We start from the raw sequence: 21,694 nt of genomic DNA, 5'->3' as shown, positions 1-21,694 counted from the left end.
CATTATGCATGTTTTTATCACTCCACTATACTGCTCTTAATGCTTAATGCTTACCTATATCGTCCTTCATCAATTCTGTTCTTTGCCAATGTTCGTATTTCTTCGTCCTCATCGTTTAGTAAGACACTTAGAGCTTGAAATGTCGCTTTTTTATTATAGACAATCCGTTGTCTGACTGAGCTATCTGAGTCTTTTGCTAGTATTAATTGTAAGTGTTCAGGTAGTCGGTTTTTTGTTGCAACATTAAATCTAACCCTTTCATCTACATCGTCAGCGAGAATTTCCATTATCTCAACAGGAATTGATTTATTATGTGCTACCCATTCACGCATATCAGGGTACATTTTAATTACTTCTAACCAAACCTCAAAAGGTGCAAAATCCCCTGCTGCTTTCAGGTACTCATCCATTTTTTCGCTATTCCTTAGCCTAACAAATTCTTCAGCAGAATTAATCATCTCTCAACCTCAATTTGTCACTTTTATTTCCTATTTTATCATAAAGAGATTGGAACTAAACTATCCCTTTAGCTTAACGACGTTTACGAACATTCTAAAACTATTTTTTCTCAGTCTAAATTTTAATTTTAGTCTAATCCATATTTTTCGAATGAAATAATGACCTAACACGGAGAGCCCTGCAAAAGTACATTTTTTGAAAAATCAAAAAATCAGGGGTCAATAAATGACTCCCTGAACGAAAAATGAGCCTTAGACGCAATGCTAGAGGCTCATTTTTCATTGACTTTATTTTTTGTCTTTGTCTTCTTTTATCTTCTTGTGCCAGACGAGAAGGAGGTGAGAGGTGGGCGTGCTTTGTTAAGGCCGGAAAACTTCCTGACCGTTTAGAATCAATCTGTAGCTGATGTCGGCTTTCAGCGAATCCGATACGGCACAATATTTTTCCTTGCCCATTTCAATGGCTTTCCAAATCCGGTAATCCGGAATTTCCCCTTCAACACGGAAAATCAGCTCAATGGCGGTAAAGCCGGTCGGATTCTGCTCTTTTCGGGTGCCGTCCGCTTCGATCTCAAGCGAAGTGATCTGACCAAGAAACGAGTCCAGAATCATGGTGATGTCTATGCCGATACAGCCGGCCAGCCCGGCCAGCAGCAGCTCCATAGGCGTCGCGCCTTTGCCGTCGCCGCCGTATTTCGGCGTTGCGTCCATTCCTACCGGATAACCGGAATCCCCGACTGATGTGAACAAGCGTTTTCCATTCCAAGTTGTCATGACCTTCATGATGATTACCCGCTTTCTGTATTTTAATGCTCCTGAAGTTGATTGATAAACTTTCTGGATCTTTCGGACTTCGGATTCTGAAAAAATATCTCCGGCTCCTGCTCCTCCACGATCACGCCGCCGTCCATAAACACGACTCGGTTAGCGACCTGGCGGGCAAATTTCATTTCATGGGTGACGATGACCATCGTCATCCCATCCCGGGCCAGCTGGCGCATAACCTCCAGTACCTCCCCGACAAGTTCGGGATCAAGGGCTGAGGTAGGCTCGTCAAACAGCATGATCGCCGGCTCCATCGCCAGCGCCCGGGCAATGGCCACCCGCTGCTGCTGGCCGCCGGAAAGCCTGGAGGGATATTCGTCCTTCTTAACCAGCAGCCCAACCCGGTCCAGCAATCGTTCGCCGATCTTCACGGCTTCTGCCTTCTTCATCTTCTTCACCGTCATCAGCGATTCGATCACATTGCCAAGCGCCGTCTTGTGCGGATACAGGTTAAACTGTTGAAAAACCATTCCCGTGTGACGACGAATTTCCCGGAAGCTAGCCTGTTTCTTTTTGGAAGGCATGCCCGCCTCCACTCGAACGCCATTAACCTCAAGCGATCCGCCGTCCAGCTCCTCAAGCCCGTTCAGGCTCCTCAGCAGCGTGCTTTTGCCGGAACCGCTTGGTCCAAGCAAAACAACAATTTCTTTGGGAGCGACGCGCAAGTCAATACTCTTCAAAACCTCTAATCCGTTAAAAGACTTGGACAGTCCTGTCGTTTGAATCATGTTTGCTCCACCTCAAGCCTTAATATACTTTGGACAGCTGCTTCTCGACCGCATTCAGAATGGCCGAGAACACCGTGCTCATGATCCAATACATGGCAGCGATCCCAAGGAAAAATGGCATGTAGACGTAATATTGGGCGATTAGAAGCTGCGCTGAACGAAGCAACTCGGTTACCGTAATGGCGGACACCAGTGCGGTCTCCTTCAGCATGCCGATAAAGGTATTGCCCATAGGCGCAATGGCCACCCGGGCCGCTTGCGGCAAAATGATTCTTCTCATCGTCATCCAGCCCGTCATGCCTGTCGCATAAGCGGCCTCCGTCTGACCTTTGGGTATCGACTGAATCGCCCCTCTGAAGGTTTCGGACAGATAGGCACCTACGTTTATGCTCAATGCCACGTAAGCTGCCGTCAGCGGCCCCAGCGTAATTCCGTAATCGACAAGCCCGTAATAGACAATAAATATTTGGACGAGAAGCGGTGTTCCGCGAATAATGGATACATATACGCGGGCGATTCCTCGGATCAGCCGGTTACCCTTTAATCGGGCTATCGCGACTACCAAGCCGATAATAAGTCCGAAAAACATGGATATAACGGTAACAAGCAGCGTATAATAAGCGCCTTTAAGCAAGAAAGGCAAGTTATCCCATACCAGATTCATTGTCGTTTGAATCCCCTTTTGATTCCTTGGTTAAAACGAGAAGGCCATGGCAGAATACGCATTCCTCATGGCCTTGTCCTTTTCACTTTTCTTACTCGGCCGATGGCTCTTCCCCAAACCATTTTTTGAAGATGGTCTTATAGGTACCGTCAGCTTTCATATCGGTCAAAGCTTTATCGAGTGCGGCCAGGAATTCCGGATTGTTTTTGCGGACCGCGATACCCGCCTGGTCGGATTTGATCGCATCGCCTACCGCTTTAATTTTAAAGCCGTTTTTATCGACAATCGGTTTCAAGGCATACAGGTTGTTGATCGTGGCATCGATCCGGCCAGCATTCAAATCCTGCAGGGAAGTAATCACATCGTCATACGTTTTGATCTTGAAGCTCCCAACCTTCGGCAGCACTTCATTCCGCAGATAGGATTCATCGTTTGTGCCTAGTCCTACGCCGATATTTTTCCCTTTAAAGTCTTCCAGCTTCGTGATCGAATTATTATTCTCTTTTACGATGATTTTAACTTGATTCGTAATGTACGGCTGGGTGAAATCAATTTGCTGCTTGCGTTCATCGGTAATCGTAACCTGGCTTATAATGGCATCGATTTTGCCGGCCTGCAGGCTAGGGATCAGTCCCGAGAATTCCTGCGGAGCAAACTCGACTTTAACGCCGATGCGTTTGGCAACTTCTTTTGCAATGTCGGCATCAAAACCATCGATTTCCTTGTTGTCATTCAAGAAGTTGTACGGCGCGTAAGTACCCATTAATCCTACTTTTATAACGCCCGCCGTTTTAACCTTGTTCAATAAATTATCTTCGTTTCCGGCATTTGCGGAGCTGCCGCCGTTTGCGGCATTATTGGCAGGAGACGAGGTTGGCGCATTATTGCTTTTATTATTAGAACCGCAGCCGGCCAATGCCAGAACAACGAGCAATAAGACGGACAACGTTAGGAACAGAGTATTTCTGGATTTCTTTTTGGTTAACATGCTTTTCTCTCCTATCTCTAATCTGTGTATGTGTACAAACTAAACGCCAAGCAGACCAAAAAATTCAAACCTTGCTGTCTCGGCGGCAAGCTGCTCAGCGGTTTTGGATTCGATCCCGCTGCCTGGCGGGGCGAACCCGAGCAACCAGCGTGAAATGACGCCTTCGATCAAGCTCATAATCATCGTGGCACGGAACTCGGCATCGATGGAACCCGGGAGCATCCCTAACTCGATTGCTCTGCGGATGTTCAGAAGAAAGGCATTCTCCAGAGAAGCTCTTGTCTCCCCAATCGCATGACGGATGGTTTCAACGCCTCCACCGCTGCCAAGAATAAGCTCTATTAAATACCGGTTGGACTCCGCAAACCGAAACAGCCTTTCGAGCAGAGCTTCGGAAGCGTGTACCATATCCTGCACGGACCCTACTTCCCTCCGGTATCCTTGGCCGATGACGTCAAGCAGCTTTTGCCTTCCCTCTTTCACAAGTTCCAGCGCAATCGCTTCTTTGCTTTTAAAATACCAGTAAAAAGTCCCTTGGGCCACACCGGCCTCAGCGACAATATCGGAAATTTTTGTAGCGTGATAACCGTCCTTGGCAAATCGCTTTAAGGCGATTTGCAGAATATGCTCTCTGCGCTCGCTATTGATTTGGGCTTCTTTCTCTCCGCTCAATCTGTTCCCACCCCCACCCGATTGACTAGTCAGTCAGTTAATGATTAAATCCTATAGGTTTTCTATGATATTGTCAAGCATTTATGCGCTGCTTAGTTACGCAATCGATAGCAAGCGCATAAAGCTTGCTCTATCGTTAGGTTTTACCATTCTGTCACACCATTAAACAGATCTTCATTATCCTTTTTATACCAGAATCCAAAAAACAGCGTTACGATTGCATGATCTACGCCAGGTGAAAACCCGTATGTTCTATTACTGAAAACAGGTACCTTACTGCCAATGATCATCTTGCCAAAAATAAAGAAAAACCCTTGATAAACAAGGGTTTTGAGTCATTTTATTATGGTGGAGCCAAGGGGGATCCGACTACGCTTTGCTCGTCTTCTCATCATGGGATGTCTGAATCTTTTATTGAATAGAGGAAGCGTAATCGAAGATGACTTTTAGCGGTAGATTCAGACGCCGTGCTCCTCCATTAGAAGTATGCCTTCGTGGCCTTCTCATTTCATTGCGTCCGCGCGGACTGAACCCGGGTTCGCCCCCTATATGGGCTCCACCATAATAAACAGAAAACCACGTCTAATTGACGTGGTTTGATTGTTTATTATGGTGGAGCCAAGGGGGATCGAACCCCTGACCTCATCGCTGCCAGCGATGCGCTCTCCCAGCTGAGCTATGGCCCCGGACTAGCAAAATAATAGCACAGACATTTCCACACTGTCAATCATTTTGCTTGTCTTTTTTACATTCACTTCACATAGCCGAACCCTAGTATCGTAAACCTCTTGTCTTCCTGTCCGGAAGCCATTCTGATCTCAACGATATGCTCTCTTGTCTCCTGCTCGTTATACAGAATAACGGCATTGCAATGCGTCCAATTGATCTCATGAGGATCTGCGGTCACCACCAACTGACCGTCCACCAAGACCTCGGCACTGCCGAAATCCGGGCTGCCCGAGTCCTTGAACACTAGTAAAAGGCGCTTGCTATTAATGGTCATTCTGAAGCTGCTCTCTCCCGACTCAGCCGAATGCATCCAATTATGAGGGAACTGCGGCGTTCCGAAGGGATTGCTGTCCATCTCAACGAAATGCAAGTCGATGTCGCTCTGATCGAACCCACCCGCTTCTACCGAAGCAACACCTTCATAGCTACTCCGATCCAGCAACCGCACATCCACGAAATCATTCCCGATAACCGGGAGCTTATCGGTCACTATGTCTTCTGCATCCTCCACCGAACGATCCGTCTCTTCGAATAGATAGGACAAGCAATCCGCCATGACGGTGTGGCCAACATTCGTCGGATGATAGATATCGTAGAAGAATTGCCTTTTGGAAACGACATTCCCTTCTTGCTTGGTCAGCTTGAACTGATCGACCACGGCATCCTTTACGCTTACCATTGGAAGATCGTAATGCCATCCGACAGGAGAAAGACGGTCCTGCAGGTTCCAGTCGTTCACAAATACGCTGAACAATAAAATAACGGCCGGCGCGTTGGCCGCGTTGAGGGCTTTGAGCACCAGACTTTCGTAACAGTTCCCTTTTGTCTCGTCCCCTGCATCATTTACGGCAAACTCAACGATAACGATATCCGGCTCGGAAGCTCCATCCCGCAAAATATCCCGGTCATAACGGATCATTCCAAGCTCGGAAGGCGTACCGCCGACTCCGGCTTTAATAAGATGAATATGGTTACCGTCAGCACCAGCCTCACCATACATCCTTTTAAAACGTTCATAAGCTTTAAACGAATAACACTCCGTATGAATCGGCTTCGCCCCGGCTCCTTGCGTTATGGAACCGCCTATATAGGCAATGGTGACATCCTCGCCTCGTCTTGCCTTCCCCATAGCGGCTTTTAACCGTTTGGTATTGCCTCTATTCAACAGCGATTTGGCGATCATCCCGCGGTAAGCATCCGTCCCGAATTCAACCGGTGGTTCAACTTCCTTCTCCGGAACTTCGTATCCATCATTCAGGTACAGCCTTATACTTACTGTCGCAAGGGCGCCGGCTTGGTCAAATTCAAAAGCAAACTTGCCGGGCACGTCATCATCCGCTGACCATTCGATATCGGCTAAGACAACTACATTCTCCGAGCCGTCTGTTTCGCAAGGAATCCGGATCCGGGTGCCTGACTCGTATTTGCTTGTTTTCCCCCAATTCTCCAGACTAAAAAATACGTCCGATCGGTTGCTGTCATCATGAAGGTTCACCGTTATTCCCATGCTATGTACCAGCTGGCGGAACCCATTACAACTAGATAGAAGCGCTAATATATCCTCATCCTCAACGCCACCGGAAAATTTGGCTTTCTCGCTCAGCCTTCCTTCCAGGTAAATCTCTTCCGTAAACTTCCCGTCTTGACGGGAGCTTGCTTCTATTATGGTATCGTAAAGGATAAAAAATCCGCTTCGTTTCTCGTTCGGATCTTTAGGTGCTGCCGGACCTGTAAAGCTGCTATTCCGCAAATCTATCGCCTCCTGCTCCGTGTATCTCTATTCATTATAGAGATACCCAGCGAGCGCGCGCGGTAGAAATTAAAGATGTTATAGAAGAAATTATGCATAATTCGACACTTCCACCAGATTAAAATCCGGATCGCGAAAATACACCGATACGATTGTCCCTACTGCCCCCGTACGGGCGACCGGCCCTTCTTCGACTTGCACCTCGCAAGCAGCCAAATGCCGGATGACTTCATCCATCGGCGTCTTCGTAACGAGACAAAAATCTGCAGACCCCGGACGCGGGTTCCTTGCCTTCGGTTCAAATTCTTTACCCGCTTCATGCAGGTTGAACTTCTGCCGGCCGAATAGCAGCGCCTTTCGGTTATCGCCAAAGACGATGACCTCCATATTCAGCACCTTTTCGTAAAAAGCTGCCGTCTTCTCAATACTGGCCACGGTTAATACAAGATGATCCAATGCTTCAATCTTTATCATTCCCTCAACTCCCGGCTTATCATAGATGCAAAAATAGTCCTTCCCGTATAGGGAGGACTATTCACGCAGTAAAATTAATTGTTCATTGGATGTTTGGATAACAAGCTGTTCAGTTCCTTCATGAACATGTCGATGTCCTTGAACTGTCTGTACACGGATGCAAAGCGCACATAAGCCACTTCGTCAACCGGGTACAGCTGGCTCATCACGATCTCGCCGATCTCGCGGCTTTCGACTTCCGCGAGCGCTGTCGTCCGGAGCTCCTTCTCCACTTCGGAGACGATGACCTCGAGTCGTTCAACCGAGACGGGACGCTTCTCGCATGCACGGATCAGACCGCGCAAAATTTTATCGCGGCTGAATTCTTCCCGGCTCCCGTCCTTCTTAATTACAATAAGCGGTGTTTCCTCGATCATCTCGAAGGTTGTAAAACGGCGGCTGCATTTTTCGCATTCACGCCGTCTGCGGATGGACTTGTTCTCGTTAGCTGGCCTGGAATCAAGCACTTTCGTACCGGCAAAATCGCAGTAAGGGCATTTCATTTTTTTCACTCCTTCCGAATCCTGTTTTTATTTTTTAAGAAATTTCCAGTCGTTACCTGAATGAAGTTGCGAATTCCGCACATAATACATTTACCAACCGCAAGGAGGTGAACATCAATGAGCTCGAACAACAGCAACCAAGTACTTGTACCGCAAGCTACTGCAGCACTGGACCAAATGAAATATGAGGTCGCTCAAGAGCTGGGTATTGCGTTGTCGCAAGACGGTTACTACGGCAACCTGCTTACTAAAGACGCAGGCTACATCGGGGGTAACATTACTCGCCGCCTAGTGCAAATTGCCGAACAATCCCTTGCTGGCCGCCAATAATGATTTCATCAGTCATGTATAACAGATGCTTTGGCTGTTCCGTCCTGAAGCGGCGGACAGCCAAGGCTTCTTCTTGTCCAAGTTAAATAACAGGATAAAGATCTTTGTACTTATTATAATAATAAATAACGCGTTGTACATAGTGACGGGTTTCCCCATACGGAATTTGATCCGTTGTGTCCAGCTTGCCATCCCATTTCCCCGTATCCAGCCACTTTTTTACATTGCCGGGACCGGCATTGTAAGCGGCAATAACGGCTACCGTATTCTGCTTGAACTGTTTGTGCAAGGACTGCAGATACCATGCCCCTACCTCGATACTGACATCCGGCCGATTCTGCAGCATATCTTTTGTGATATTGTTGAAATCCGCCTGCTTCACGATCCAGTCCGCCGTATCCGGCATAATCTGCATGAGGCCAAGCGCCCCTTTTTTGGAGACTTGTCCGGTCGAATAATTCGTTTCCGTCCGGATAATTGCCGCAATCAGATGCGGATCAACACCGTAATTTGATGCGCTTGCGCGTATGTCTTCTTTATATTGAATCGGATACATCATCCGGGCAAGCCAATTGGAATTAAGAAATAAGACGCCAATGAAGCCAATGAGCAGAATAAGCAGCACTCTTTTCCGAACTAACCACTTCATGGCAATCCCTTGCTCTTCCAGAAATCGCCCACCTGCCGCCTAGTCTCGTCAAGTGAACCGCTGTTATCAATAACCCAGTCCGCACGGCCTCTCTTCTGCTCAATGTCCATTTGAAGTCCAATGCGTCTCTGTGCTTCCTCTTCCGCTATACCGTTCCGTTCCATCAGCCTTTTTAACTGCAGCGCCTGAGGAACGTAAACGACCATCACCCCGTCGTACAGCTTTTCTTGACCCGTCTCGTACAAAAGAGGGATATCCGCAACGACCAATTGCCGGGGGTTCTGCTCTTCATACTTCCTTATCCGCTGCTGCATGCGGTTACGTATGGCCGGATGAAGGATATTCTCAAGCTGCGCGAGCAAATCGCGGTTGTTGAACACAATGCCGCCAAGCGCCTTCCTATCCAATGTTCCATCCGTATGTATAACAGCTTGTCCAAACGCGGAGGCGACCGCTTCTAAAGCCGGTTCGCCGGGCATAACAACATCTCTCGCAACCTGATCAGCATCGACCAGCATCGCACCGCGTTCCGCCAGCATGGCAGCCACGGTGCTTTTGCCGGTAGCGATCCCGCCGGTTAAACCGATCTTCATTAGCTTTCACCCCGTTCAAGTAACTCCTGCGTATTGCTTGTGACTCTATAACAGCTTTAAAATACCGATTATGATTAATAAAATGCCCGGAAGCACCGATATCGCCTGCATGCCTTTCCAGTTCGAGAACCGGAAGCCAAACCGCATTCCGCCTAGCAGGAATAAAGCACTGGCCGCAGCAATCATAATAGGCGTTAATAAAGGAGATAATCCGATCATAGCCGCTCCGATTCCGGCGCCGAATGCGTCGAACGACAAGGCTACGCCAAGCATTAACGCTTCGGTAGCGGAGATCGTTCCCGACTTATCCACGTCGGCGGCTTGCGGAGTCCGCAATATTTGTATAACCAATCCCAGGCGCTTCAATTCAACGATCACGACAAGAACCGGATGCGTGCGGTCAATCGGCTCCTGATTGGTCCCCGCCGGCTGATCCGAATCTCCTTCGGCCTGGCCTTCGGCAGCTCCCGCTTCCCGGCTGCTTCGCCTAAGCTGCAACAGCGCCCAAGTGCCAATGCCGACAAGTACAACTGCTCCAATCAGCTTAGCCACAAAAGGCGATAAATACCCCGTAATCCATGAACCCACTATCATCGATAAAAAGATGACCAAACCTGAGCAACAAGCGATAATGACAACCGACAAGAGCGGTATTCTTATTCGCCGCAATCCGTATGTCACGCCTACTCCGAAGCCGTCCACACTGACGGCAAAAGCAAGCACCAGCAAAGAAGCAAAATGCGCGAACAACCCGCAGCCCTCCCCGCATACCGGATGTCTCTAGCTGCGCCGACGCGCTTATCTAGACATCCGCCTATTGTTCGTAACAACAATAGCATATGCGGGGAAATCGTTACGGTGCATTAAACCTGCGGGACGGCCTTTTTGCGTGCCTTGGGCAAAGGCTGGCAGCTTGCGCAGGTATGCGTTCCTCTTCCGCCCACAACCGATTTCTCGATTAATCTGCCGCAGCTTGTGCATGGCTCGTCTTTCCTGCCGTACACCAGCAGCTGGTGCTGGAACATTCCCATCTCGCCTTGTCCGTTCACGTAGGACTTGATGGATGAGCCTCCTGCCGCAACAGCCTTCGCAAGCGTCGATACGATCGCCTCATGGAGACGGATCCATTCCGCCTTCTTCAAGGAATCGGCCGTCCGCTCCGGATGAATGCCCGCAAGGAACAAAGCCTCATCCACATAAATATTGCCAAGCCCCACCACATATTCCTGATTTAGAAGAAGCGGCTTGATTAAGCCTGATTTTTTTCCAAGCAAACCTCTCAAGGCCTCCGCTGTAAAAGCCTCATTCTCCAGCGGCTCGAGACCAAGCTTGCTCAGCGGCTTCATCTCGAATTCCGTTCCCGGCTCGAACAGATGCATGGTGCCGAATTGGCGTACATCCTTATATCTCAGATCCGTTCCGTCATCGAAGTGGAACAGGACATGCGTATGAAGCTCAACAGGCTCGTCGCTTGGAAATACGCCGTACCGCCCTTCCATCCGAAGATGGGAGACCAGCACGAGACCGTCCAGCACGATTCTCAAAAACTTTCCGCGACGCTCAACCGTTTGGATCGTCCGTCCGGCAAGCGCCCTTTCGAACGCCTCCGGTTCAGCCGGACGCTGTATGATACGAGGCAGCTTCACTTCTACCGAAGCAATTCGCTTGCCTGCGACTAATTCAATTAATGTTCTTCTAACCGTTTCTACCTCTGGCAATTCAGGCATTCTTATTCACCTCAAACCCATTATACCCGATTCGGATGGGCTGCGGGACGGGATACTTTTGTCAATCCCGTTGCTTAGGCGAAACTTTCGCCTTCACTTGGGATGGCATTAGCTATCCCAAGCTTGATAATCGCGAAACTTCGCTTCGGACGGGATACTTTTGTCAATCCCTTTGCTTAGGCGAAACTTTCGCTGCCAAGTATTACTTCGCCTCGTACCAGTTGACTCCGTAATTCACGTCCGCCTTCAGAGGCACGTCCAGCTTCAGCGCCCCGGCCATGGTGCTTGGAACAAGCTCCTTCATAAGCTCAAGCTCCTCTTCCGGAACCTCGAATACCAATTCGTCATGCACTTGCAGCAGCATGCGGCTTTTCAGACCGCGCTCACGGAGCGTCTCGTCCATGCGCACCATAGCCAGCTTGATAATATCGGCTGCCGTACCCTGAATCGGGGTATTCATCGCCGTACGTTCCGCGAAGGAGCGCAGATTGAAGTTGGAGGCCTTGATATCCGGCAGATAACGGCGGCGCTCCAGCAAGGTCGTCACAAATCCGTCGCGACGGGCTTGCATAACAATATCGTCCATATACTTGCGTACGCCCTGGAACACCTCGAAATACTGCTCAATGAACTTCGCGGCTTCCTTACGGGTAATATTCAAGTTCTGGGATAGACCAAAATCGCTGATGCCGTATACGATACCGAAGTTAACCGCCTTCGCCGAGCGGCGCATATTCGAATCCACTTGATCAGCCGATACGCCGAATACGTCCATCGCTGTTTTCGTGTGAATATCCATATCGTTAATAAAAGCTTCCTTGAGCCGCTCGTCGCCGGAAATATGGGCGAGAACGCGCAGCTCGATCTGCGAATAGTCCGCCGCAAGGATATACCAGCCCGGCTCGGACGGCACAAACGCCTTGCGGATCTGACGGCCTTCCTCAAGCCGGATCGGAATGTTCTGCAGATTCGGGAACTGGCTGCTGAGACGTCCCGTTGCCGCAATGGTTTGACGGTAATACGTATGAATTTTGCCCGTTTCCGGACGCACCTCTTTCAAAAGACCTTCTATATACGTGGACTGCAGCTTGGACAAAGTACGGTAATGCAGAATCAACGGAACGATCTCGTGATAAGGAGCCAGCTTCTCCAATACTTCCGCGTCTGTCGAATAGCCGGTCTTCGTCTTCTTCTGTACGGGAAGTCCGAGCTTTTCAAACAATACCTCGCCAAGCTGTTTAGGAGAGCCGATGTTGAACTCCATTTCAGCCAAGCGGTAGATTTCGCTCACGGCTGCGGACAGCTTCCTCTCCAGCTCGCTGCCGAGACGCTCCAGCTCGGCTTTTTCCACCTTGATGCCTTGGCGCTCCATCCCGGCCAGCACAACGGACAACGGCTGTTCCAGCTCGTAATACAGCTCGTTCATGCCCCGCTTCTCGAGATCTGCGCGCATCAGAACCGTAAGCTTACGGACGGCATCCGCCTTCACGGACAGATGGCGATACAACGTCTCGTTGTCCGGCACTTTGAATTTGGCTCCCTTGCCGTACACCGCTTCGTCAAGAGGAACCGAAGACTGGCCGTAACGGTCGCATAACGCATTTAACGTCAGGTTCGTGTCGGTCGGGTCGAGCAGATAGGCGGCTAACTGCACGTCAAACGCCACGCCGCGCCATTCGATTCCTCTCCAGCCAAGCGCTAGCTCCGTTTTATGCGTATCAAAACCGTTTTTAGGCTTGTCCGCATCCTCGAGCCATTTCCGCAGCTCCGCCGCGAAAGGTTGTTGAAGCGCCGATACAGGCACAACGTACGCCTTATCCCCAACCGCCGCGGCAAGTCCCAATACTTCCGCCTGATGCGGATTTTCGCCGATTGCTTCCACATACAAGCCATGCTCCGTACCTTGCAATGCGGACAGCATGTCCTTCAGCGCTTCACCGTCATTATCGGATTCAATTACCACGATGTTAAGCTCTACAGCGGGAGCTGCCGATTCGCCGCCCTCCGCGCCTGCTCCATTCAGATCCAGCCGCTCGATAAGCGACTTGAATTCCAGCTTGCGGAACGCATCGGCAAGCGTAGCCGGCTGGTAACCTTCGTAACGGATATCCTCTGCGCTATGCTCAAGAGGTACCTCGCGGAAGATCGTAGCCAGCTTTTTGCTCATGATCGCATCGTCTTTATGCGTCTCGACCTTTTCTTTCATCTTGCCTTTGAGGCTATCGGTATTCGCCAACACTTCCTCGACCGTGCCGAACTCATGCAGCATCTTGAGCGCCGTCTTCTCGCCTACGCCCGGAATACCCGGAATATTATCCGATGCATCGCCCATCAGTCCTTTAAGATCGATGATCTGCATCGGCTTCAATCCGTATTTCTCTTCAATGGCAGCCGGGGAATAGTGCTCGACCTCGCTGATCCCTTTGCGCGTAATCGCTATCGTAACGTTGTCCGAAGCGAGCTGCAGCATATCCTTATCGCCCGTTACGACCAGCGTCTCAACCTTCTGCTCATCGGCAAGACGCGTCAGCGTTCCGATAATATCGTCGGCTTCGTAGCCGGACAGCTCGAATTGCGAAATGCCGAAGGCCTTCAGCAAATCCTTCATTACCGGGAATTGCTCCGACAGCTCCGACGGCGTTTTCGCGCGGCCGCCTTTATATTCGGTATAGCCTTCATGGCGGAATACCACTTTACCCGCGTCGAATGCAACCAGCACATGGGTTGGCTTCTCGTCTTCCAGCAATTTAAGCAGCATCGTCGTAAATCCAAACACCGCGTTTGTATGTAAACCTGCTGAATTCGTAAGCGGCGGCATCGCATAAAAGGCACGGTTTGCGATACTATTGCCATCAATCAATATCCACTTGTCCATTCAGACACCTCACCTAATCATTCTACCCTCTATCATACCATATTTATGAAGCAAACTTCTCGCCGGAGGCCGGCAAAAAGAAAACCGCCGGGGCATCAGCCCAGGCGGTATCCTGCTTTCTATTTCCGTTACTTCGTAAACGTCAGAATCGACAGCATTCTGAACATCATAACCGCGCTTTCCGCACGTGTTGCTTCGCCTTCCGGATCAAATGCGTTACCCGGCTTGCCGTTTACAATGCCTAAGCCCGCAAGCTGGCTGGTCGCTTCAGCCGCCCATGCCGGAATATCGCTTTGGTCGGCAAATGCTTCAGCTCCAGCAGCGTCGCCTTTGTGTCCGGCGAAGGCCAGGCCGCGAGCCAGAATGACCGCCATTTCATCGCGGGAAATCGTCTGGTCCGGTCTAAACTCGCCATTTTTATAGCCATTGATAAGACCGGCTCCCGTTGCGGCCGCTACAGCGGATGCGAACCAATCACTCGTTTGAACATCCCCAAACTTGCCGTTTCCTGCCGCAGCCGGTGTCGCAAGACCAAACAGGCGAACGACCAGCGCCGTGAATTCGGCCCGTGTGACGGAACGGTTCGGATCAAATGCTCCATTGCCTACTCCGTCAATGATCAGGAGGCTAGCCAACGCATCAACCTCTTTTTTGGCCCAATGGGTCGCCGTATCGTCAAACGATTTATCCGTCTGCACGATCAGGAAAGTCCCATCGGTACGGCTCATCACGGAAACCTCTGTGCCGTTGACTGTAAACGGTACCGGCGTGTAGACGATTTTGCCGTTCGCGTCCTTATCGACGCGGACAACCGCCGCGTGCCCGGCTGCAGTCTGGCTGCCAAGCTTAACCGTATGCTTGATGTAATGGCCAAGGTCGTTAAGAACAATTTCCTGACCGTCCTTTTTCACAGCCTTCAGCGTAAAGTTAGCCGAACCCAGAACATCGAGACCCGCTTTGTCCGCGGAATCAGCTGCTGTCTGGTCGGATGCTACTTCGAGTTTCAGTTGCAAGTCGGTTAACGTAAGCCCAAGAATGCCAGCAAGCTTGCTCCAGTCGTATTGACCCGGATTAAAGCTATACGAGCCTGTCTGCGATTCAAAGACGATAGTCTCTACTTTTTTCTGAGCCAGCAACTTGGCAAGCTCTGCCGCGCTGACGGTAAAGCTTGTACCCGATATCTTCACCGTAATCGTGGAAGAAGTCGCATTGTTCAAGGCTTCCTCAAGCGGGCTTGAAGATTCAACCGCGCCACCTCCACCTCCGCCTACAGGTGGAGTTACAACCGGCGCATCCTTTTTCGTAACCGTTAATGTGTAAGTCTCGGTTACCGTCCCATCCGGCGAAGTGACTTTAATAGTGAATACCGTGGTCTTGTCCGGGATACCGTAAAACACTTTTATTGGCTCATCCGGATCCTGTACGCCTCCAGTGATTGTTAACTGGGCATTCTCGTCTGTCGGAAAAATACTCATCCAAAGCTGCTTTGTATTGCTTTCTACCTCTACAGAGTAGTTTTTTACACCAGGAGTTACAACCGGCGACTTATCCACATCGTTTGTATTATCGTATACGCCTAACCGTTTCAGTGAAGCATCCTTCGGATCGATGCGTTTAACAATAATCTGGTATGACGCGCTTTGATCGCCTTGATCAACATGCACATGAACGATATAAGTTTTGCTATCCGGAGTAGCAAGCGTTGCACTACCGCCTGTCTGTGATATAGCACCTGAGTAAGTGATTACTGCACCTTCCAATAAAGGAGTTGCTTCAAATGTTAACTGAGTTACGGACGTGTCTACTACCAAGTCATAATTCCACTGCCACGAATCGAATTCAGGCGTAAGCAAATATTCATGATTGTCCTGGTCTTTAACGGTTAGATTCGTTAATCCATGTTCTGCATTGCCTGCAGCCTGCGCTGTTGGAATTCCTATACCGGACAATAATCCTACAGCCAACAAAACAATCAGAAGCATGCTTGTCCATTTCTTTTGTTTGTCTAAAAAATTTAACATAACCCACTCCCCATACTAAATTGAAAAATCTCTCAAAAATCAAAATAACTTTAATAAATATAACGATCTAAATCCTCCGTTGGCAAGGATATTTATGGATGCAATGCAAAAAAAGCCTGTTACCCGAGTCACACGGTTAACAGGCTTCTTTTTAACTTCTTAAATACTATGCTGCGTGTTCAAGTCAGGACGTTTGTTGGTCACGAGGTACACGACGCTTTCGCCGATGTTGGTCGCATGGTCTCCGATCCGCTCGATATTGCGGGCTACGAAGTTCAGAACCGTTGCCTGCGAGATGTTACGCGGGTTCTCCATCATAAGCGACAGCAGCTCGCGCGAGATTTGAGCGCAAAGCGCATCGACCTGATCGTCTTCCGTTGCCAGCTTGTAAGCCAGGTCCACGTTTTCCTGCACGAAGGATTGAATCGATTCGTACGTCATCGTCTGCACGATTTCCGCCATGCGCGGCAAGTCGATCAACGGCTTGATAAGCGGCTGGCCTTCGAGACGGATAACAAACTTCGCAATGTTTACGCAAAGATCGCCCATTCTCTCCAGATCGGAGGCAATCTTGAACGCGGCCAGAATCCGGCGCAGATCCTTCGCAACCGGCTGCTGCGTCGCAATCAATTTCGAGCCAAGATCGGTAATCTTGTCCTCCAGATTGTTCAGATGCTGGTCATTATTGATAATCGCTCTTGCCTTCTCGGTATCCGTGCCGCTCAGCGCCTTCATCGAATCAACAAGCGCTTCCTCCACGAACGTTCCCATCTCAACGAGCAGATTATGAAGCTGCTCCAGGCCATGGTCAAACTCTTTTCTTGTCGTCATCATTTGTACAACTCCCCCTTGTGTTAGCCAAAACGTCCGCTAATGTAATCTTCCGTACGCTGGTCGCTTGGATTGGAGAACAGCTTCTCCGTTTCCGAAAACTCCACAACCTCGCCGTTCAAGAAAAATACCGTTTGATTCGATACACGAGCCGCTTGATGCATGTTATGCGTAACCATAACAATCGTATAACGGTCTTTCAGCTCTTGCGCCAATTCTTCAATCTTCAGCGTGGAGATCGGGTCAAGCGCCGAAGTCGCCTCGTCCATGAGCAGAACATCCGGATTAACGGCAATCGCGCGAGCAATACAAAGACGCTGCTGCTGGCCCCCGGAGAGGCTAAGCGCGGAGCGCTTCAAATAATCCTTCACTTCATCCCACAGTACGGCCGACTTCAGACTTGTCTCGACAATCTCGTCCAGCTGCTTCTTGTTCGTAATGCCATGGAGGCGTGGACCGTACGCTACGTTGTCATAGATGGATTTCGGAAAAGGATTCGGCTGCTGGAACACCATGCCCACCTTCTTGCGAAGCGTCTCGACATCTACGTCGCTAGAGTAAATTTCCGTTCCGCCAATCGCGATGCTGCCTTCGATTCTGGTGCCCGGGATCATGTCGTTCATCCGGTTAAGCGTCCGGAGCAGCGTCGATTTGCCGCAGCCGGAAGGTCCGATAAACGCGGTGATCGCTTTCTCGGGAATCGTAAGCGATACATCCTTCAGAGCATGGAAAGCTCCGTAATACAAATTCAATTTGTTAATGTTAATTAAGGGTTGCGTCTGCAATAAAGTTTGCATGATCGTTCTCCTCCGTATATGCATGGATAATGAACAGCAGCCCCAGATGAACGAGTTTCATACTGAGGCTTGGCCATTCATTTCGAATCATAACCGTAAGTATAATGGGTAACCTATTGGATAATCGTAAATTTCGTTTTTTATCTCTGACGTATCTATCCTACTAGCCGTTTGTAAATCGGGTATTGTCGTTTTGTAAATTCCGTGTTAAAAATAGGACCCCAGAAGCTTATCGATCTCCTTGGAGACATGTACCGTCTGCTGATAAGCCTGCTCTGACAGCTTGCCAATCTGCTCCGTGCTGTTCTTGCTGTTCGCGGATGCCTGGAACAGGTGACTGAACACGCTGCCTGCTTCTTGAACGCATGACTCGCTGACTACGGCTTCTTCCCGGCCTTCGCGCGCAAGCGAAGCGGTCTGTTCAATCGCTGCGACAATCGTCTTCGTCAGCGTCGTAATCGCCTCGGCGGAACGCTTCGTTTCACTGGCCAGCTTCATTACCTCGCCGGCTACTACCGCAAAGCCTCTGCCATGCTCGCCCGCGCGGGCCGCTTCGATTGAAGCGTTAATGGCAAGCAGATTGCTCTGCTCCGCCAGCTCTTTGATCAGCTTGGAGACATGGCTGATGGAGCCCGCTTCAGCCTGCAGCTCATTCATCCGCTGCTCCTGCTGCATCGAATTCGCGGCAAGCTTCCCGAAGGCTGCGGTTACCTTGTCCAGCTGATTTTTGCCGCTTAACGTCAGGTCCACCATATCCGCGGAAATCTGCTTCCCTTGCAAGGCCGATTGGCGTACCGAGCTGACGGCCTCGTCGATCTCTTTCACCCGGCTGCCAACGCTGTTGATTGTTTTTACCTGCCCGTCCACCGCTTCCTGCTGTAGCTGCCTGGACATCCGAAGCAGATCCGACACGGTCAATATCCCGACAATCCGTTCTTCTCCGGTTACAATTACGCAGTTATATAGAACGCTGTCGTCACGTTTTAGAGCATTATCGATTAATTGCTGCGGGGAATAGGTTTGATTGACGATCAACGGGGACGAATCCATCAGTTCCGATATCGGCTTTTCATAATACAGATCTACGCCAAACCTCTGGCTGAGCCGCATAAAAAATTGATTGCGCATCATAAGACCAACCGGCTTGTCCTTTTCTATCCCCTCACCGGCTATAACTACGCATTCACTGTCCGGATATTGCTTGAATAACGCAATGGTATCTTTGCAGGAACAGGAGGCTGCGATCACCGGCGCCTTGCGAACGTACTCCAGCAGGCGGGTTGAGGTCGGGGCAGCAGCTTCAACTTGTTTCTCTTGCGGTTGACGATCCAATACAGCAATGGTCATAGTCTCTCACCTTTCTCTCTATGGACTCCTTTAGCCCTACTATAGGGCTTAAGCATCAATTCCATTTCATAGAAATGTTTTCGCAGCGTAAAAAGTTATCGGAAAATACCGGTTTATTGTTGAAGCAAGCCGCATATGGCCAAAAATAAAAATAACGGCGCATCTCTGCGCCGTTATTCTTTAAACTTCCCTCGTTAGCTCCAGGCCGCTTCCACCAATACGCCTTCCGGCTTACCCGGGTGACGGATAAGCAAAGTTCCCGAAGCTTCATCATAGGCATAATCCGCCTTAAGTCCATCCGCCGTTACCACATTCGGAGCAGAGGCGGCAAGCAAACGAATGCTGACCGTCATATCCGACGGGCTCTCCGAGCGGAACGAAATCGTCTTCGCATCCGTCGTCACATCCTCGATACGCGAAGAGCCGACCAGAACCTTAGCCGCATGGCCGTCGCCGGCTGTCCCCGCAGCTTCCAAATCATATAACAAGCAATTGTCGCCCGGCTTCAGCGCAACGTTACGGACAATCGGAAGTTCGTCCTCGAACAGGTCGATAAACCTTCCTTCGAGTGTACTGCCGTCGGTAACGCTGCTCTCATCCAGGGCTTGCGCAATGACATAAGGACCACGCTTAATGCGGAGAATTCCGCTTTCCCGGTAAGCATCCGCTTCGCCTCTAAGCTTCAGCGCCAGCTTCACGCAATCGCGGACGGAATCCGCTCCTTCGCTTGTACGCGATAGAGCAGCCGGATGTACGCGTCGCACAAGAATGAATCCGTCCCCGTAGGCATACTCGCCATCCTCCTGATTGGCTGCTAACCCGAGCGTTTCGAACAGATGCTGGTCCGGACGCTCGTAAGAGCGGCGGCTTCCTTCCCGGTTCCACCATTCGCGCACATCGTGGAAAGCGTCCGATCCGTCGCCGACATAGATAAGCACGCCGCCGTCTCTGACCCATCCCGCAATAGCTTGGTGCAAGCCGGCGTTCTCAGGCTTCATGAACTCATAGCTGAGCAGCAGCACTTTGTAGTCATCGAGATATCCCGGGAAGGTAAGCGCGTTATCCAGCTGCACCGGACGCAGCGGAACGCCATGCTTCACAAGCGGCAGCGCCAGTCCGTAAAACGCGGAGAAATCCAGCAGCTCCCGTTGTTCAGGCGACAGCATATCCGACGTTGTCACGCCGCCTTCTTTTTTGCCTGTAGAGATTTCAGGCTCTTCCGGCAGAACATCGCCGCGCTGGTACATAGCCGAATTGGACAAAAGCAATCCGATGCCGCTTGTATAGACATCAGTCTGCTCTTCCTCATGATGATGAAGATCCCGAAGCACGTTCATCACCGTAAGCAGAACGGTCTTATAACTAGCCGGTATTCCTTCCTTGCCTGTGCCGTCCTCCGTCGGATAGCCGCGCGTGAATACCCGCCATGGCCAAGGGCAGACCTCAAACTTCGATACGCCGGGATGAAGCAGGGAAGCGACAACCGTCGCGCGGTAGTTATAGCGGTAATCGCTCCAGGTATAGCGAGGATTATCCTCGATCGGATCGTGAAGGAACCACATGTCCCTTCCCGTACCGCGGGTCAGCTCCTGCATGACGCCGTATTCCAGGTATGCCGTCTCGAAGGTACGCTCCCGCCGGATGCCCTGGTATACATTTGCCGTTCTTGCCGTACCCGTCCAGATCTGCGCGATAAATCCGTCGCAGGACGGCATCGACACAAGCAGCGCCTCCGGACTGATAATGCGCCATTGCGTGTAGTTAATCAAGCTATGAGTAGGAACATAGAACCGAACCTGGCGGTTATACGTAACGAGCGCGTATTCCTTCATCTGCGCGCAGAGCCGATCAAGCGCGCGGTAATACAGGTACGCCTTCAGCTTCGAAGCCCGGTATTGCGCGTCCGGCGATAAGTGAGGAGCCGTCCACGACTCCCCGTAATAGGTCAGCCACTCGCGCTTGAACGCCTCGGAATAACCCGATGCCGCCCAGTACTCCGGTTCCTCCAGATGGATCGCTTCGACGCCGCAGTCAATCGCCTTCTTGATATAAGTCGCCAAATATTCGGAGAAAGCGATCGTCGGGTCCATATAAGGCACGTCTTTCCCATGCTGAATATAGTTGCCGAACCGGTCCATCTGAGCTTCGTCCCAGTGATTTCTTCCGTCGAATTTCTCGTACAAATAATCCTGGTACTCGCCCCATGAGACGCCGGTCATGAGATGAATCGTATAGCCGGCTTTCCTCCAGCCCTCGATTCGTTCCTCCAGCTTATCCGACAACCCGTAGACCATGACAAAATCCGTTCTAAGATCATACTTCGGCCCATAAGGACGCGATTCTTGAAATCCCGTCCACTCGGCGCGTTCATGCTGTTTCCCCACTCGCATGATGCCTCCTTTGCAGCCGAACCGTTCGTTCGGCCTGTCTTCTTCATTTGGTTGCGAAAGCCATTAAGAGGATTCGGAAAATCGGAAAGTACTTGAAGTAGTTCTTGCCCACATATTAATATAAATATTAGATATAATCAATATTTCATTATTAGATCATGAGTAAGAAATCTGACTTAAGATATCACCATTTTTAGATAAAATCGCCAGAATTCGAACCGAATCGCGAAATTCCGCATCCTTTCGACTCATTTATTATATTAAATATTATAAAATAGAGAACAAATTTTTTTCTGATCGCTTG

General features: G+C 50.1%; 20 protein-coding genes and 1 tRNA gene. 1 reads left to right on the top strand and 20 read right to left on the bottom strand.

The features are described from left to right. Nucleotides 1-50 precede the first annotated feature (50 nt). The 10 genes from ACR9FF_RS07970 to nrdR form a co-directional block, all read right to left on the bottom strand. The gene (locus tag ACR9FF_RS07970; RefSeq protein WP_435170188.1) at nt 51-458 is read right to left on the bottom strand and encodes a hypothetical protein; all 408 of its coding nucleotides are present in this window, start codon (nt 456-458) and stop codon (nt 51-53) included. Between the two features lie 360 nt (nt 459-818). Beyond that, a complete protein-coding gene (locus ACR9FF_RS07965; protein WP_116393760.1) occupies nt 819-1,241 on the bottom strand; it encodes an OsmC family protein in 423 nt (140 codons plus the stop codon). Between the two features lie 23 nt (nt 1,242-1,264). Then, a complete protein-coding gene (locus tag ACR9FF_RS07960) occupies nt 1,265-2,011 on the bottom strand; it encodes an amino acid ABC transporter ATP-binding protein (protein WP_201004042.1) in 747 nt (248 codons plus the stop codon). 19 nt (nt 2,012-2,030) lie between these two features. Further along, nucleotides 2,031-2,675, bottom strand: a complete 645-nt coding sequence (locus ACR9FF_RS07955; protein ID WP_116393762.1) for an amino acid ABC transporter permease — start codon at nt 2,673-2,675, stop codon at nt 2,031-2,033. 91 nt (nt 2,676-2,766) lie between these two features. Then, complete coding sequence (locus tag ACR9FF_RS07950; RefSeq protein ID WP_127496782.1) at nt 2,767-3,663, bottom strand: substrate-binding periplasmic protein; 897 nt, start codon at nt 3,661-3,663, stop codon at nt 2,767-2,769. 39 nt (nt 3,664-3,702) lie between these two features. After that, a complete protein-coding gene (locus ACR9FF_RS07945; protein WP_435170185.1) occupies nt 3,703-4,335 on the bottom strand; it encodes a TetR/AcrR family transcriptional regulator in 633 nt (210 codons plus the stop codon). 610 nt (nt 4,336-4,945) lie between these two features. Next, nucleotides 4,946-5,021: transfer RNA gene (locus tag ACR9FF_RS07940), tRNA-Ala, on the bottom strand. A gap of 65 nt (nt 5,022-5,086) precedes the next feature. Continuing rightward, nucleotides 5,087-6,814: an SGNH/GDSL hydrolase family protein gene (locus ACR9FF_RS07935; protein ID WP_435170183.1), complete on the bottom strand. Its 1,728-nt coding sequence runs from the start codon at nt 6,812-6,814 to the stop codon at nt 5,087-5,089. A 90-nt stretch (nt 6,815-6,904) separates the two neighbouring features. Then, nucleotides 6,905-7,288: a VOC family protein gene (locus tag ACR9FF_RS07930; RefSeq protein WP_127496785.1), complete on the bottom strand. Its 384-nt coding sequence runs from the start codon at nt 7,286-7,288 to the stop codon at nt 6,905-6,907. Nucleotides 7,289-7,362: 74 nt separating this feature from the next. Then, nucleotides 7,363-7,830: a transcriptional regulator NrdR gene (gene nrdR / locus ACR9FF_RS07925; RefSeq protein ID WP_015843146.1), complete on the bottom strand. Its 468-nt coding sequence runs from the start codon at nt 7,828-7,830 to the stop codon at nt 7,363-7,365. Between the two features lie 117 nt (nt 7,831-7,947). Here nrdR and ACR9FF_RS07920 point away from each other — a divergent pair, with 117 nt between their 5' ends. Beyond that, the gene (locus tag ACR9FF_RS07920) at nt 7,948-8,160 is read left to right on the top strand and encodes an alpha/beta-type small acid-soluble spore protein (protein ID WP_116393767.1); all 213 of its coding nucleotides are present in this window, start codon (nt 7,948-7,950) and stop codon (nt 8,158-8,160) included. Nucleotides 8,161-8,242: 82 nt separating this feature from the next. Here ACR9FF_RS07920 and ACR9FF_RS07915 read toward each other — a convergent pair whose 3' ends face one another. The 10 genes from ACR9FF_RS07915 to ACR9FF_RS07870 form a co-directional block, all read right to left on the bottom strand. Then, complete coding sequence (locus tag ACR9FF_RS07915) at nt 8,243-8,809, bottom strand: lytic transglycosylase domain-containing protein (RefSeq protein ID WP_127496786.1); 567 nt, start codon at nt 8,807-8,809, stop codon at nt 8,243-8,245. After that, a complete protein-coding gene (coaE, locus tag ACR9FF_RS07910) occupies nt 8,806-9,402 on the bottom strand; it encodes a dephospho-CoA kinase (protein WP_435170180.1) in 597 nt (198 codons plus the stop codon). Before coaE ends, ACR9FF_RS07915 begins: the two co-directional genes overlap by 4 nt. Before the next feature lie 45 nt (nt 9,403-9,447). After that, nucleotides 9,448-10,152, bottom strand: a complete 705-nt coding sequence (ytaF, locus tag ACR9FF_RS07905) for a sporulation membrane protein YtaF (protein ID WP_127496788.1) — start codon at nt 10,150-10,152, stop codon at nt 9,448-9,450. Between the two features lie 113 nt (nt 10,153-10,265). Beyond that, complete coding sequence (gene mutM / locus ACR9FF_RS07900) at nt 10,266-11,129, bottom strand: DNA-formamidopyrimidine glycosylase (RefSeq protein WP_127496789.1); 864 nt, start codon at nt 11,127-11,129, stop codon at nt 10,266-10,268. Nucleotides 11,130-11,331: 202 nt separating this feature from the next. After that, nucleotides 11,332-14,004, bottom strand: a complete 2,673-nt coding sequence (polA, locus tag ACR9FF_RS07895) for a DNA polymerase I (protein WP_435170177.1) — start codon at nt 14,002-14,004, stop codon at nt 11,332-11,334. Between the two features lie 128 nt (nt 14,005-14,132). Continuing rightward, entirely contained in the window at nt 14,133-16,025 is a 1,893-nt protein-coding gene (locus tag ACR9FF_RS07890) for an S-layer homology domain-containing protein (RefSeq protein ID WP_435170175.1), read from the bottom strand. Nucleotides 16,026-16,184: 159 nt separating this feature from the next. Then, the gene (gene phoU, locus ACR9FF_RS07885; protein WP_041614094.1) at nt 16,185-16,856 is read right to left on the bottom strand and encodes a phosphate signaling complex protein PhoU; all 672 of its coding nucleotides are present in this window, start codon (nt 16,854-16,856) and stop codon (nt 16,185-16,187) included. Between the two features lie 23 nt (nt 16,857-16,879). Continuing rightward, nucleotides 16,880-17,653 (bottom strand): phosphate ABC transporter ATP-binding protein PstB, encoded by a 774-nt coding sequence (gene pstB / locus ACR9FF_RS07880; RefSeq protein ID WP_116393773.1) that lies wholly within the window; start codon nt 17,651-17,653, stop codon nt 16,880-16,882. Between the two features lie 207 nt (nt 17,654-17,860). Next, nucleotides 17,861-19,000: a methyl-accepting chemotaxis protein gene (locus ACR9FF_RS07875; RefSeq protein ID WP_435170173.1), complete on the bottom strand. Its 1,140-nt coding sequence runs from the start codon at nt 18,998-19,000 to the stop codon at nt 17,861-17,863. Between the two features lie 194 nt (nt 19,001-19,194). After that, a complete protein-coding gene (locus tag ACR9FF_RS07870) occupies nt 19,195-21,390 on the bottom strand; it encodes a hypothetical protein (RefSeq protein WP_435170171.1) in 2,196 nt (731 codons plus the stop codon). Nucleotides 21,391-21,694 lie beyond the last annotated feature (304 nt).

Origin of the sequence: Paenibacillus glycanilyticus (genome assembly GCF_051200795.1) — a bacterium.
Classification (GTDB): domain Bacteria; phylum Bacillota; class Bacilli; order Paenibacillales; family Paenibacillaceae; genus Pristimantibacillus; species Pristimantibacillus glycanilyticus.
The sequence above is the reverse complement of the archived record's forward strand: the minus strand, read 5'-3'. Positions and strand labels throughout refer to the sequence as shown.

What these genes read in the sequence shown, in the direction of transcription:
- ACR9FF_RS07970 (WP_435170188.1), bottom strand. Translation starts at nt 458, where the DNA reads ATGATTAATTCTGCTGAAGAATTTGTTAGGCTAAGGAATAGCGAAAAA.
- ACR9FF_RS07965 (WP_116393760.1), bottom strand. Translation starts at nt 1,241, where the DNA reads ATGAAGGTCATGACAACTTGGAATGGAAAACGCTTGTTCACATCAGTC.
- ACR9FF_RS07960 (WP_201004042.1), bottom strand. Translation starts at nt 2,011, where the DNA reads ATGATTCAAACGACAGGACTGTCCAAGTCTTTTAACGGATTAGAGGTT.
- ACR9FF_RS07955 (WP_116393762.1), bottom strand. Translation starts at nt 2,675, where the DNA reads ATGAATCTGGTATGGGATAACTTGCCTTTCTTGCTTAAAGGCGCTTAT.
- ACR9FF_RS07950 (WP_127496782.1), bottom strand. Translation starts at nt 3,663, where the DNA reads ATGTTAACCAAAAAGAAATCCAGAAATACTCTGTTCCTAACGTTGTCC.
- ACR9FF_RS07930 (WP_127496785.1), bottom strand. Translation starts at nt 7,288, where the DNA reads ATGATAAAGATTGAAGCATTGGATCATCTTGTATTAACCGTGGCCAGT.
- nrdR (WP_015843146.1), bottom strand. Translation starts at nt 7,830, where the DNA reads ATGAAATGCCCTTACTGCGATTTTGCCGGTACGAAAGTGCTTGATTCC.
- ACR9FF_RS07920 (WP_116393767.1), top strand. Translation starts at nt 7,948, where the DNA reads ATGAGCTCGAACAACAGCAACCAAGTACTTGTACCGCAAGCTACTGCA.
- ACR9FF_RS07915 (WP_127496786.1), bottom strand. Translation starts at nt 8,809, where the DNA reads ATGAAGTGGTTAGTTCGGAAAAGAGTGCTGCTTATTCTGCTCATTGGC.
- coaE (WP_435170180.1), bottom strand. Translation starts at nt 9,402, where the DNA reads ATGAAGATCGGTTTAACCGGCGGGATCGCTACCGGCAAAAGCACCGTG.
- mutM (WP_127496789.1), bottom strand. Translation starts at nt 11,129, where the DNA reads ATGCCTGAATTGCCAGAGGTAGAAACGGTTAGAAGAACATTAATTGAA.
- polA (WP_435170177.1), bottom strand. Translation starts at nt 14,004, where the DNA reads ATGGACAAGTGGATATTGATTGATGGCAATAGTATCGCAAACCGTGCC.
- ACR9FF_RS07890 (WP_435170175.1), bottom strand. Translation starts at nt 16,025, where the DNA reads ATGTTAAATTTTTTAGACAAACAAAAGAAATGGACAAGCATGCTTCTG.
- phoU (WP_041614094.1), bottom strand. Translation starts at nt 16,856, where the DNA reads ATGACGACAAGAAAAGAGTTTGACCATGGCCTGGAGCAGCTTCATAAT.
- pstB (WP_116393773.1), bottom strand. Translation starts at nt 17,653, where the DNA reads ATGCAAACTTTATTGCAGACGCAACCCTTAATTAACATTAACAAATTG.
- ACR9FF_RS07875 (WP_435170173.1), bottom strand. Translation starts at nt 19,000, where the DNA reads ATGACCATTGCTGTATTGGATCGTCAACCGCAAGAGAAACAAGTTGAA.
- ACR9FF_RS07870 (WP_435170171.1), bottom strand. Translation starts at nt 21,390, where the DNA reads ATGCGAGTGGGGAAACAGCATGAACGCGCCGAGTGGACGGGATTTCAA.